This is a genomic window from Xanthomonas sp. DAR33341 (assembly GCF_003992815.1).
Taxonomy (GTDB): Bacteria; Pseudomonadota; Gammaproteobacteria; order Xanthomonadales; family Xanthomonadaceae; genus Xanthomonas; species Xanthomonas cissicola.
The window spans coordinates 21,173-35,164 of record NZ_QEYV01000036.1; the positions used below are offsets into that span (position 1 = coordinate 21,173).

A 13,992-nucleotide genomic window follows, 5' to 3' on the forward strand; every position below is an offset into this window, starting at 1 on the left:
CGTTGGCGGCATGGATGCCGCCAGCGAGCCCCAGTGATGGATTCACGGCGCGTCCCGCGAGCTGGCGAGGGCGCCGCGCACTCGAAGTGTCGCGTTTTTTACAATGCAGACACGAAGAGGGCATCACGTACTCACTAACCAGGCTTCGACCTAGCGCGTCGTGCCGTAATCGCTTTACCCTCGGCCGTCAGTGCCCGTCATCGCCCAACACCTGCGCCGCGTCCACGATATCCACGCCCTGCAGTTGTCCTAGCCAGTGATCGAACCAGGGTTTGTGCATGGCGCCGACCACCGCTAGTACCCATGCACCGGGCTGCTCGGCAAAGCTGGCACGCACGTTCGATACCATGCGCAGGTTGCGGATTTCCCAACCGGACACGTAGCGATAGCCGTAGTGCTCCGGCGAGTCCTCGCTCAGCGCAGCGCGAAAATCCACAGAAATCGCCAGCTGCTGGCTGGCCGGTAGATTGATCGCGCGGTACAGCTCCAGCAGTTTGCCTTCGCCAGCCAGCTGGTCTTCGTGCTCGCGCATGGCACGTGCACGTGGTGCGGCTTTGTCCCAGGCGGTCTGAATCGCTTCGCCATAGGCCACCGGATCGCCGAGATCGACATTGTCGCCGGTATGATCGTCGGCCGGGTAAACACGCTGCAGGCCAAGCCGTGCCGCCAGCCGCGCGGCGATCTGGATGCTCTCGTTGGGGCGCCGTTCCGCCTTACGCAAGCGCGCGACCAGCGCAGCGTCCAGCCCGTCGCCGGCACGCTGCTCGGCGTGTGCAAGCTGCAACCACTGCACCAGCGCTGACGATGGATCGCCGGAGGCCAGGAACAGCGCTGCCAGATGGCGACGGTGTGCTGGCGCGGGCGCCTCTGGCCAGGTCTTCAATGCGGCGCGTATCTGGCCCATGGCGGAGGGCACATCCAGACCGGTGGCACGCGCAGCGTCGGTTGTGTCGGGACAATAGTGAGTGGTGTCTTCGGGTAGATAGACCGCAGGATGCCGGCGCATCAGATCGCAGGTTTCGCCAGACAGGTTTTCGACGGTGATGATGGTGGGCTTGTAAGCGGCCAAGCGGTCCATCAGCGGTTGCAACCGTGCTGCACCGATGTCACTGCCCTTGGGCAACTGCGACAGATGCACGCTGCCAAGAACGAGTACCTGCGTGCGTGGCGCGGCCATCTCTGCATCCAACCGCGACAGGTCCACTTGCGCCTGCGCGATGCAGGGCGTGAGCAGCAGCAACGCCGACCACAACACGCACTACGCAGCACGGCGCGCGCGCACGGCGAGACTGCGGAAGGCGCACCGGCAGTGTCGACGCGTTCTGGTTCGTAAGGGACTGGAAACCTGCATGACGCTCCTTGTGGAATGTTTCCATCCGCGCCGCCGTAAGCCATCCTTGCGGCGGTAGACGTGCGGCGAGTGTGAGCGAGACTGCAGGCATCGGGCCTGGCCTGAAAGTCATGCGTCAAATGGCAGGGGCGTTGGCGAATGCGCACGCCAATGCGCTCGCTTGATGCAGATGTCTCAGGCACAGCGCCTGGCATACCCACACGCAATGCACCTATGCCAAGCGAGCGTGCAATGGAGTAGCGCCCTACCGGCTTGCACATCGGTTTCCAAGTCGTCCAACGTGTCGCGACGGACGCTCACACCGGGCGCTCTGCTCAGTTGTGCCGCAATGCCTCAGCCAAGCGCGCACCGTCGGGCACGCCCAACCCGGTATTGGCGTCCCAGCCGGTGGCTGCGCGGAAGCCAGCGTTATCGCCGGCAACGATGTCGCGGAATGCCTCCGGGTGGCCGTACAGGCGCGGCAACACGAAGTGGGGTTGCATGCGGTTTGCGCCGTAGATGCGTGCCAGCAAGGCCGCCCATAACGGTGCGGCAGCGCTGGTGCCGCCCATCACGGCGGGCTGCCCGTTGATCGACAGGTAGTAGCCGGTCTGCGCATCGGCGTTGGCCGCCACATCGGGGACGCCGCGCATGCGCAGTTGGCGTGACTGGTGCTGTGCATCGGTGAGGCGCAGATTGTTCTGCCAGGCAGGACGTGCAAAGAACCTGCTTTCTCCGCCGCCGCCGCTCGCCCAGGCCTGTTCGTTGGCGCTGTCCGCCGTTACCTGGAGCCGAGTGCCGCCGCAGGCGAGCACGAACGGACTGGATGCGGGAAAGCAGACATTCAATCCTGGCTGCCCGTCACTTGCGCCATCGTCGCCAGCGGCAATGCACACGGTGATGCCCATCAACGCAGCGGCCCGAAACGCACAGTCGTAGGCCTGGCGCGATTGCGGCGTCCATTGCGATTCGGTGAAACCCCAGCTGATGGCGATGATGCCAGGTGAGTGCTCTGCATCGTGGATGGCGGCATTGATCGCTTCCAGAAAACCGTTGTCGGTGTTGGGCGCGAAATACATCACCAGTTTCGCGCCCGGCGCGATTGCCCCGGCGATCTGGATATCCATCTGCGCTTCGACATCGGCATCTGCATTGCCGCGACTGACGGCGTTGGTTGCCCCGGGCAACAGCACATCGACCAGTGTCGGCATGGGGACGCGTAGCTGCGCAAAATAGGCGGTCATCTGGTCGCGTGCATAGCCGCCGCCCAGCACGATGATGCCGATGCATTGACCGTGCCCGTCATGCTCGGGAAAGCCGTAGAGCTGCGCCAGCTGCGGCGGCGTGTATTGCATGATCGGACCATCCCGACTGTCGGCCGGTGGAGTGGGCTGTATCGCAGGCGGCAAGGATGCGCTCGCCTCGGGCGCGCTGGGCAGGGTCTGAGCCTGCGGGCGGGCGTCCAGCCCGAGCACGGCGGTGACGATGCCGCCCAGGGCCTGTGGAATCGATACCGGGCCGATGCGTCCGCGATAGCGCATCGCACCATCGATATAGTCGCGCAAGCTGACCTGGAATGCGGCCTCGCACTGCTGCACGGTGCCCTCCAGGATCACGCTGCCGCTGTCTGCGTGCGCGTGCTCGATCCTCAAGCCATAACTGGCAGCAAAGTCGGCAACGGCCTGCAGATCTGCCGCACCGGCGGCGAAGCGTTCGCTGAACTCCGCACGCGTGAACGCAACCGGCAGCGTATTGGGCTGCAATTGCAGCAGCGCATCGGCAGCGGCATTCAATGCAGGCATCCGCACCGCGAGCAGGACGCGCAGGCGTTCGTCCTGCGGCGGTTGTCCGGCCTCGACAGTGGAGGGTGCGGGACGGCGCTCACTGCCGGCCAGGATCGTGTGCATGCTGGGGAGAACTCCATCGAAGTGGGTGAGTCAAAGTGGGTTGGTATAGATCCAAATCCAGCCGTCGCGTGCTGCGCGACCCACCGCGATACGCACGGCTGCCAGCAGCACGGCAGTGTGCATTCAATGCCATGCGCGGGTTGTCTGTGCAGCGGGATACCGCGTGCGATGGACGGCAATACGAAGCGCGCACGCATCGATTGGTGGGCTCCTGGTCAATGGCACGCAACGGCAAGCGCTTGCAGCAAGATCAGCATCGCCCGCGCGTGCCTCAGATCCTGCGACAGCGCGCCGCGTGGTTGATCGTGCTGACGGCCTGACGCAGCCAGGGCGACGGCGCGTACGACGGCAGGCAGTCACTGCCCCGTCGAGATGTGCAGATTTCCGCACGGGTGTCTGACCGCTGTCACAAGACGTCGTGCATGAACGCGCGCACGATGGGCCACGATCATTCGAGGGAGCAACGATGGACCGTAGAACCTTTCTGCGTCAGGGCATGGCGGCCACCGCGGCGGTCGGTGCAGGTGCCGCGCTGGCAACGCCGGCCGCGGCGTCGGCTGCGAGCACGCTGCCGGCGCCGACACTGCCCCGCCTGGAACCGCTGCCTTCGGCCGCGCATGTCGGTAGCACGCTGTGCAGCTTCACCCACCTGCAGCAGCATTGGACCGTCTACGAACATCTGGACGATGCGCAAGGCCAGCTCACGTTGTGGAGCGACAGCGGCATGCTGCGGCTGGACAAGCGCACCGAGCCGGTCTATCCGGCCGCGGGCACGCCGTACTTCGGGCTGCCGCTGGCGCAGGTGGCCATGGCCGAAGCCGACCTGCTGGCCGACCGCCTGCTGCGCGACGGCGACCCGGACGAGGCGCAGGTGCGCGACGTGGCGCCGCCGCCGGCCTCCTTGCTCGACCCCAAGGACAATGGCGGGCGCTGGCCGTGGACCACCTTTGTCGGAACACGCGAAAGCCTGGACACCATGCCCATCCTGCCCAACGGCCGCAGCCGCACCTCGCGGCCGGAACACGCGTTCAAGGAGTTGGGCGAGGAAGCGCTGATCAAGCGCCGCGAAGAAGGCATGCTCGGCGGCTGGATGCCCGCGGTGCGCAAGGTGATGCGCCGCGAGGGCGAGCCCGACAGCTGGTACGACGTACTGGTGTTTGCCGACGTGCGGGCACGCGATCGCTTTGTGGTGCAAACCTGGCACCGCACGATGCAGGTCAAGGCCGGCGCCGTCGTCGCGGTGCACTACACCCACAGCTACCCCGACTTTGCGCCCTCCCGCAGCGCCGCCACCGCCGAACAGTTCTACGCGGCACTGATCGATTTCGCTGCGTATTGGCAGCAGGCGCTGGACGGCACCGTGCAGGCGCAGTTTCCCGATGCCAGTTGGAACGACATGGCGCAGTTCGCGTTCGCGCGCGAGCTGGTGGTGCGCCCCGGCGGCGATTACCCGAAGTATGGCGCGGTGGAACGCGACTACTACGGCAACGAATACGACGGTTTCCAGGACACGTTTACCAGCTCGTTCTACGCCAACCTGGAGTGGGGACGTTTTGCACAAGCTGCGGCGGTGCTCGACAACTACTTCGACGCGTTCGTGCAGGACGATGGCCTGCCGAACATGCGCGGGCCGGAAGTCGGGCAGTTCGGGCTCACCTTGTCGTTGCTGGCGCGGTATCTGCGCTACACCGGCGATGCGCCACGGCTGCGCCGCGTGCTGCCCAAGATCGCCGCCACCGCGCAGGTGTTGTGCGCGTTGCACGACCAGGCGCTGGCACTGCCGCGCACGGCGCATGGCCATGGGTTGCTGCACGGCTGGAACGAATCCGATGCCTGCCTGTTTCCCGATCCTTCGCTATGGTGGAAACCGTATTACGCCAACAGCGCGCTGACCATCCGCGGCTGGGAAGATATCGCACAGGTGTGGAGCACGCTCGGTGGCGATGCGGGCCAGGCCACGCAATGGCAACGCCGCGCCACGCAGCTGCGTGCGCGACTGGAAGCCAGCCTGCGTGCCAACGTGCGTCGCGACCTCTCGCCGCCATACGTGGGCCCGTTGCCCGGCACCACATTGACCTTTCGCCAATCGTTGCTGCAGGAAAAGCCCAGCGAACAGCAATGGCCGCACCGTGCATATGCCGAACTGCTGCAGGCCGATGTGTTGCCGCACGACCTGGCCCACCTGGTGATCGATTGCCTGCGTGGCCATGGCGGCACCAGCATTGGCGTGGTGGCCAACATCGCACCGCCGGAGCCGGGCAGCCGCGATCTGCTCGGTTTCATTTCCTATGGCTATGCGCAACAGTTGCTGCGGCTGGATCGCATCGAAGAATATCTGTTGTTCGTCTACGCGCATCGTTATCAAGTGCACACGCGCGGCAGTTGGACGGCCGGGGAAGTCAGCGGCATCACCGGCGGCATGCCGTTGTTCTGCATACCGGCGCAGATGACCATCCCCTTGCTGCTGCGCTGGATGCTGGTCAGCGACGACAGCGCCGGCGAGCAGTTGTTTCTCGCGCGTGCGGTACCGCGCGCCTGGCTGGGCAGCGGTGCGCCGGTGGGCATCAGCGCGGCGCCGACGCGCTGGGGCACGGTCGCCTTGACGCTGCGCACCGACACGGTGGCGCGTTGCATCAATGCCGATGTGCAGTTGCCGGAGCGCGCGCCCGCCCGCACCTGGCTCACCCTGCGTGCACCCGCAGGCACTCGCCTGCAGCGCGTGCTGGTCGATGGCAAACCGGCGAATGCGCAGGGGCCGCATACAGATCGCGTGGCCTTGCCGGGCGCTGCTGCACTGGTGAGGGTGCAGGCGTGGTACGCCTGACAACGGCGACGCGATGATCGAGCGCCGCCGTTGCTGCAGTGTTGCCGGACATCGCGCACCGCAGTGCCGCCTCGCTGTTCGCATGCAGGTGCTGTGGTCGATCACGGAGACCAGGGCACATCGGATGATCGTGCCGATATGCTGCTGCTTGGGCAATGCAGGCATGCCCGAATGCAGGCCCAAGCACGCGATTTTCCGCACGCGTCCCGACTAAATTCGTCAAGACGGCGCAGTGGGGTTACCGCAAGATTTTTTTAACGTAACGCGTGTGTCAAACCATGCGCTCTCAGGGGAGAGCGGTGTCGTTGCAGTCGCCTTCCTTGCATGCGTAGAGACCTGCCGTTGAGACGGCGGGCCGGTGCAGTCTCCGTCGTGATCGATCCCTCCGTCTGTGCGTTGTGCCGGTGCTGCTTGGCCGTGCGCGGCCATGCAGGAAGGTGGGCCGTACCCTGTGTCAGCACAAGGATTTCCGATGTCGTCCAGCCGCACTGCTGTTGTTCCCAAACGACGCGTCTTGCAAACCACCAGGCTCGTCAACGCCCTGCTGTTTGCACTGGCAGTTGCCGCCGTGCCGGCCGCCGCGCAACAGCGTGGCGATGGCGCAGACGATGCCACCCAGACCTTGGATCAGGTCAACGTCACCGGCACCCATCTACGCCGTGTCGACGCCGAAACCGCCAGCCCGGTCGTGGTGATCGACCGGCAGCGTATCGAAGACAGTGGGCAGAACACGCTGGGGCAGTTGCTGCAGCGCTTGCCGATGATTGGCCGGCTTCCAGGCCGGGCCTGCACTCAATTCCGGTTTCAGTCACGGCCGCGCGCTGGTGTCGCTACGCAATCTCGGGCCAGAGCGCACGTTGGTGTTGGTCAACGGCCATCGCATGGCGGGGCCTGCCAGCAGCGTGGCGTCGGCGCCCGGCGTGGACGTCAACGCAATCCCCGCAGCGATGGTGGAGCGCGTGGAAGTGCTCACCGACGGTGCGTCGTCGGTGTACGGCTCCGATGCGATCGGCGGGGTGGTCAATGTCATCCTCAAGGACAGATACGACGGATTCGCCGCCACCGTGGACTACGCGCAGAGCACCCATGGCGATGCCAATCGACGCACGCTCGGGCTGGAATGGGGCAAGACCTGGGACCGCGGCGGGCTGATCCTGGGTCTCAGCCGCAATTCGATGAACCCGGTGTTCAATCGCGACCGCAGTTACGCCGCCAAGGCGGTGGAATATCTCGATGGGCAGGTCAGCGAGATTCGCGGCGGCAATACGCGCGCCTTCCTGACCGATGGGCGCCGGGTGACCCCGGTCGATGGCGTGCCGCCCGGGCCGGTGGGCCAGGACGCATTCCGCCCGTATCAACCGGCTACAGACAGCTATAACGTCTACGATGCGCAGTACCTGATCACTCCGATCAAACGCACCAATGCCTCGCTGCACGGCAGTTTCGACTTCACCCCCGGCGTGCAGGGCTACATGGACGTGTTCTGGACCCGCAGCAAGACCATCTCGCGGCTGGATGCGTACGCCATGGAGATGCAGGACGCAGCGGACAACTACTACAACCCGTTCGGCGATGCGCTGGACCGTTACCTGTTGCGCTCCACTCAGGCCAATACGCGCGTCTACACCTCCACCATGTTCCAGACCAATGTCGTGGCCGGCTTGCGCGGGCGCGTGGACGGCAGCAGTTGGCAATGGGATGCGGCGGCCGGCTATGCACGCTACAAGGACACCTTGGTGCGCACCGGCTTTTCGATCACCTCGGCGTTGAATAACGCGGTAGGCGCTTCGTTCCTGGACAGCGACGGGGTGGTGAAGTGCGGCGCGCCGGGCGCCGTGATCGCCGGCTGCACGCCGATCAATATCTTCAACCCCGACGACCCGTCCACCATCGCCGCATTGCGAAACACGCAGCGACCGGTGGACCTGATCGACGAAAGCCAGATGCGCTTTGTCGATATCAGCGCCAATGGCGATCTGTTCAAACTGCCGGCCGGAATGGTGCAGGCAGCCGTCGGCCTGGTGTATCGCACCAACAAGTTCGCGCAGGGGACGACCAGCGATGTGGCCGCTGCCGATGCCGATGGCAATTGCGACTACGACGACGGCTGCATCCTCAAGCAGGGGCGCGAGGAGTCGGTCAGGGAAGCCTATGCGGAATTGCTGGTGCCGCTGTTGAGGGATGCGCCGTTCGCCAATGTGTTGAACCTGAATCTGGGCTCGCGCTATTCCAACTACGACGCCTGGGGCAACACCACCAACAGCAAGGTTGCGATCGAATGGCGGCCGATCGCGAATCTATTGGTGCGTGCCACCGGCTCGCAGGTGTTCCGGGCGCCGGCGTTGGGTGATTTGTATGGCTCGCCCTACAACAGCGTGGTCGACAACACGGGCGACTTCGAGGACCCGTGCACGGGCTTTACCGGCGCGCCGAATCCGGCCTGCGCAAACGTGCCCAACGATGGCAGCTACACCAACACCGCGCAGTTCAACGTGGTGACCTCCGGCGCCAATAACGTTGGCTTCAAGCTCAAGCCCGAGCGTGGCCGCTCTTACAATGTGGGGCTGGTCTACGACCCGGATCGGGTACGCGGGCTATCGCTCAACGTGGACAGCTGGCGAGTCGTGCTGGACGACATGCTGACCGGTGTCGGCTTGCAGCAGGTCGTCAGCGATTGCTTCGACGGCAGCGAAGCCGCGTTCTGCCCGCTGATTCAACGCGATGCCAACGGACAGCTGACGCGGGTGTCGGTGCCGTTCGCATACAACAGCGGCAAGGTCGATATTCGCGGCTACGACGCTGGCATTCACTACACGCTGGCCGACACCGCCTGGGGCACGTTTGCGATGGGGCTGGATGCAACGTTCTTCTCCAGCTATCGCTTTGCGGGCGATCCGCATAACTACGTCGGCGAAAATTCCAGCTGGGGCAACATGCCGCGCTGGCGCGCCGTGGCCAATCTGGCCTGGGACAACGGCCCGTGGCATGCGAGCTGGAACACCCGCTATCTGGGCCGCACCGTCAACGGTAGCCAGTACGAAGATTTTTGCGCGGACACCAATGCCGACGGCAGTTGCGCGTATTTCCGGATTGGCTCGGTGGTGTACCACGACGCCTCGTTGAGCCGGAGGATCGCATCGCTGCATAGCACGCTGGCGGTGGGCATCGACAATCTTGGCGACCGCAAGCCGCCACGGTTCTATAGCTACTCCAATGCTGCCAATACCGAAGCGAGCACCTACGACACGCTCGGGCGCTATGTCTGGAGCCGGCTGCGAGTGGAGTTTTAGAGCTGCAAAAAAGACAGCAAGCGGGTGTCGGGCGGAGTAGACAGCGCACTTGGAACGCAGTGGACGCGCGGCACGTGCCGCACCGAGCAAGGGGGCGCCTGCCTTGCAGAGCGCTTTAGTTGCGCTGCATGGCCTGCGTCAGCCGGTAGGCTCGCGGCCGGCCGTTCGCGTCATCTACGACAGTCGCTGCGTGTGGTGGCGAAGGACGCACAGCGCGGTTCGCTTTGCATCGCTGCACTTCGTGTTGGCGCAGGTGTCGCCAGCGCAAACAACTATGGTGAGGCGGCTGCATTGCATCGGTTGCAATGCAGTGGGGAGGAGCGCAGCTGTTTATCGTCGATGCGCGCAGCCGCCGCATCGATCGCGCTGTCTTGCACGTCAATGGGATGGATGTCATGAGGGATTTACGCTGGAAATCGTTCCTGGCGCGGCACCGGCGCTGGTTGCGTTTGACCCGACGCATCGGCGCTGCTGCGCTGTTGTGGACATGCATCGTGCTGGGCTGGCCCCTTGCAGTCGCCCAGGAAGCGCCGATCGCTCAGCCCAACGCGATGATCGGCGAGCCGCTGTTTCGCGGCCTGGACCACCCGATGCCTGCCACCGCGGTGCCGTTTGCGCCCGGCGGGCAATTGGCAAGGATCTACGCGGCCGATATCGCGCATGGGGCAGGGCAGGCACCGGGCAATGATTTCTGGATCGACCGTATGCTGGCCCGCGAGGGAACTGGCGGTGGCTTCGACGATCACAACGACTGGTTGTTTACGCGTGGTCGCGCCGCGTATCTGAGCTATCACGCGCCCGATGCGCCGGGATTCGTTGGGCAGGTGGCGTATTGGCACGCCACCGATTACGACGCGCTGTTCCGCATCCACGCCACGCTGGGCAAGCGTCGTGTGCAATGGAAGGAACGTGCGCAGCAGCGGCGGCAGACACCGAGCTATTTCACGACGGTGTTCGAAGATGCCGGCGCGGGCGTGCGCATGCGGCTGGTCAAGTACATCACCGAGCAGAACGTGGCAGTCGCCAGCGTCGTGCTGTCCAGCCTGGACGGCGCGGCGCACACGGTATCGCTGCAAGCAGCTTCGCCGATCGCCCAGCACGCCGACGGCAATGAGCTGGCCGGCGCATTCGACGCGTACAACCACATCACGACGGTCTTTCCCCGTCTGTCCGGCGATGGCTTCCATGTCGAGGGGCAGCGCCTGGTGCGCGATATCGACATCCCCGCGAGCGGCGAAACCGCGCCAGTCAAGCTGCAGCTCGGCATGCTCACCCGCGAGTTGCCCGACGCCCGCGCCGAGTACACGCGCATTGCCGCGCAAACGCCGCAGCAGGCCTACCAGCAGCACGTGGCCAGCTACAACCGCTGGTGGGTGGACAACCTGCCATACCTGGACACGCCCAACGAGAACATCGGCAAGAGCCTGTTCTATCGCTGGTGGGTACTGCGCTTCAACTTCCTCGATGCCGATGTGCCCGGCAACGACTACCAGTTCCCGGTCGCCATCGAAGGCGTGCTGGGCTACGACAACGCGATCGTGCTGACCGCCGGCATGTTCCTGGACGATCTCAAATACCTGCGTAATCCGCTGTATGCCTATGGCACCTGGCTCAGCGCGGGCGAGACCGCGGGCGGTGGCAAGTACACCGACAACCCTGGCTCGCCGGAGAACTGGTCCAATTCCTACGCGCAATACATCACGGCCGCGGCATGGCGGTCGATGCAGATCCACGGCGGGCCGGCGACGCTGGCGGGCAAGCTGGCACGCTATGGCAGCGGTGACGTGGACGGCGTGCTGGCGGCCTACGATCTCAACCACAATGGGCTGATCGAGTACGACTGGGCGGCGATGACCGGCAACGACGCCGATGCGGTGTCGTTCGACTGGGCCGACCAGCACGGCCAGATCCGCATGGACCGCACCGAGAGCGCCTACGTCTATGCCAACGCGCAGGCGGCGGCGCAGGCCGCGACGGTCGCGGGCGATGTTGCCACTGCGCAGCGCATGCAGGCCACCGCGCGCCGCATCCGCAAGGCGGTGCTGGAGGTGTTGTGGCAGGATCGCAGCGATACTCCCGACTCGGTCGGCCTGTACGGCGATCTGCTCAAGCATCGCCGAGCCGACGGGCCGCGACTCGCGGTCGATTGGAAGGAAACCAACAACTACTATCCCTTCAGCATGGGCTTGATGCCCAGGCAGGGCGATACCGACTACGACCCCAAGTACGTGCGCGCGTTGCGGCTGTTCGCCGACGCAGCGCAATACCCGCTGTTTCCGTTCTATACCGCCAACCAGGTGGACATGCAGGCGCGCGGCAGCGGCGCCGATGTGGGCAGCAATAATTTTTCCACCATCAATGCGACCGTGGCGTTTCGTCTGTTCGGCTCGGTCTTGCGCGATTACCCCAGCCCGTATCTGAACGCGCAGAGCTATCGCAAATTGCTCTACTGGAACGCCTGGGCGCCCTTTATCAACGGCGACAACCGCTATCCGGACCAGAACGAATTCTGGGCCAAGGGCGGTGCCAGCCGCGGCGGCAAGATCGGCTATCGCTCCTGGATCCACCATACCCAGCTGGGTGCGACCAACTTCAGCATGATCGAGGATGCGATGGGATTTCGCCCGCGCAGCGACGGCAAGATCGAGCTGTATCCGATCGATATCGGCTGGGACCATTTCGCCGCCGACAATCTGCGCTATCGCGACCGCAACCTGAGCATCGTCTGGGATCGCGATGGCAGCCACTACGGTGGCCGAGTGCCGAAGGGCTATAGCGTCTACCTGGATGGTCGCCTGGCGTTCTGCGTGGATCGGCTGGCACACGTGATCTACGACCCGGCCAGCGGGCAGGTCAGTGCCGCGCCGGATGCGGTCAATCGCAATGGCGCAGCGCACGTGCTCCAAGCCCGTCCCGCGGCACTGGCGTCGATGACGCAGGTAGCGTTCGCCGCTGGCACGCGGGTGGCGCAGATCCTGGCCAAGGCCGGCGTGGATGTGACGCTGCCGCCAGCGCGTAGCCGCAACCTGGCGCAGGGTGCGCGTGTCAGCGCCAGTTTTGCCGCTGCCGGGTTGCCGGCGACGGCGGCGGTGGATGGCAGTACCGCCGGTACGCCGTTCTGGGGCACCGCAGGCTCGCCGTCGGCCAGCGACTGGATCGCGCTGGACCTGGGCGGCACGCGCACGCTGGATCAGGTGGTGCTGTACTTCTATCGCAGTTCGTCGCCGGGCGGCGATCAGAACGGCTTTCCGTCCGGAACGCAGCCTGGCTACGCGGCACCGTGGATCTACGCCGTGCAATACCAAGATGGCAGCGGTGCGTGGAAGAACGTTCCCGGGCAGGTACGCGATGCCACGATGGCGGAGGGCAATCGCAATCGGGTGCGCTTTCCGACAATCCATGCCGCAGCGTTGCGCGTGGTGGTGACGCACGCCGGCACGGCGCGCACCGGCATCAAGGAAATCCAGCTATTCGACAGCGGTCTGCCGGCACCGGCGTCCGTGGGCAATGCGCCACCGCAGGTGCAGGCATGGCAGCTGGACACGCCCGGCGCCGATGGCGCGGTGGTGGTGCAAGGGCGCGTTGGCGATGACGGCGTGCCCAATGGCACGCTGCAGGTGCGCTGGCGCGTGCAGCAGGCGCCGGAAGGCGGCGATGCCGTGTTTGCCGATGCCGCCGCGCTGCAGACATCCGTGCGTTTTACCCGTGCCGGGCAATACACCTTGCGTCTGGCTGCCAACGACGGGGCGCTGATGGGGCATGCCGATGTGCAGGTCAACGCACCGGCCTCGCGCCCGCTGCAGAGCATTCCATTGCAGGCCGTGGCCAGTGTCAGCGCGCAGCTCACCGGCATGCAGTACCGCGTGCAGGCCTTGAACGATGGGTTCATCCCACAGACAGGCAGTTTTCCCAGTGGTAGCTTGCGCTGGGGCAGCTATGGGCTCGACCAGCCGGCAACGGTGTGGTTGCAGTACCAGTGGCCGCGCCCGGTGCGGCTGTCGTCCAGTGCGCTCTACCTGTGGAACGACCAGCCCAACGGCGGAGTGGCCGCGCCTGCCAGCTGGAAGTTGCAGATGCTGCAGGACGGACGCTGGCAGGACATCGTCAGCAAGAGCGGCTACCCGATTGCCGCAGCGGCGACCGGCGCGGCGAGCACCGCCAGCTTTGCACCGGTAGTCACCACCGCGCTGCGCGTGGTGTTGACGATGCAGACGACGGCCAACGGACATGCCGCCATTGGGGTGGACGAGTGGCAGGCGCTGTCCGAGCTGCCCAAACAGACGGAGGCCATCGATCTACGCACGGCCCCCGGGCAGGCGCCGACGCTGCCACAAGAGATCACCGCATTCTTTGCCGATGGCAGTGTGCTGCCGGTGGCCGTGCAATGGTCCGAGCTCGCCGCCAGCCGCCTGGGCCGCGAAGGTGCGGTGGAACTGCAAGGCTTGGTCGAAGGCGCGATTCCCGTCAAGGCCACCATCTGGGTACGCGCAACGCCGCCCGGGCAGATCAACACCGTGCAGCCGTTGCCGACGGTGAGCGCGGTGGTCGGGCATGCACCGACGCTGCCGGGTTTCGTGACGGTGCAATACAACGACGGCTCGCGTGAACGCTTGCCGGTGCAATGGCCCACCTTGCAGCCCG

Annotated in this window: 4 protein-coding genes and 1 pseudogene; 3 read left to right on the forward strand and 2 right to left on the reverse strand. The window is 65.3% G+C overall.

The window, feature by feature from the left end:
* Nucleotides 1-187: 187 nt before the first annotated feature.
* Both EO156_RS18440 and EO156_RS18445 read right to left on the reverse strand, forming a co-directional pair.
* Entirely contained in the window at nucleotides 188-1,255 is a 1,068-nt protein-coding gene (locus tag EO156_RS18440) for a DUF5694 domain-containing protein (RefSeq protein WP_026007026.1), read from the reverse strand.
* A 410-nt stretch (nucleotides 1,256-1,665) separates the two neighbouring features.
* Nucleotides 1,666-3,237 carry a S53 family peptidase gene (locus EO156_RS18445; protein WP_016850106.1) on the reverse strand — a complete coding sequence of 524 codons (1,572 nt, stop codon included), beginning with the start codon at nucleotides 3,235-3,237 and terminating at the stop codon, nucleotides 1,666-1,668.
* A 466-nt stretch (nucleotides 3,238-3,703) separates the two neighbouring features.
* Here EO156_RS18445 and EO156_RS18455 point away from each other — a divergent pair, with 466 nt between their 5' ends.
* The 3 genes and pseudogenes from EO156_RS18455 to EO156_RS18475 form a co-directional block, all read left to right on the forward strand.
* Complete coding sequence (locus tag EO156_RS18455) at nucleotides 3,704-6,061, forward strand: hypothetical protein (RefSeq protein WP_029829138.1); 2,358 nt, start codon at nucleotides 3,704-3,706, stop codon at nucleotides 6,059-6,061.
* A gap of 472 nt (nucleotides 6,062-6,533) precedes the next feature.
* Nucleotides 6,534-9,351, forward strand: a pseudogene (locus EO156_RS18465) (TonB-dependent receptor).
* A 395-nt stretch (nucleotides 9,352-9,746) separates the two neighbouring features.
* Nucleotides 9,747-13,992, forward strand: a 4,246-nt coding sequence (locus EO156_RS18475) for an Ig-like domain-containing protein (protein ID WP_126936767.1), incomplete at its 3' end; no start/stop codon positions are given.

Excerpts from the sequence above, each read along its gene's own strand:
- EO156_RS18455 (WP_029829138.1), top strand. The coding sequence starts at position 3,704 with ATGGACCGTAGAACCTTTCTGCGTCAGGGCATGGCGGCCACCGCGGCG.
- EO156_RS18445 (WP_016850106.1), bottom strand. The coding sequence starts at position 3,237 with ATGCACACGATCCTGGCCGGCAGTGAGCGCCGTCCCGCACCCTCCACT.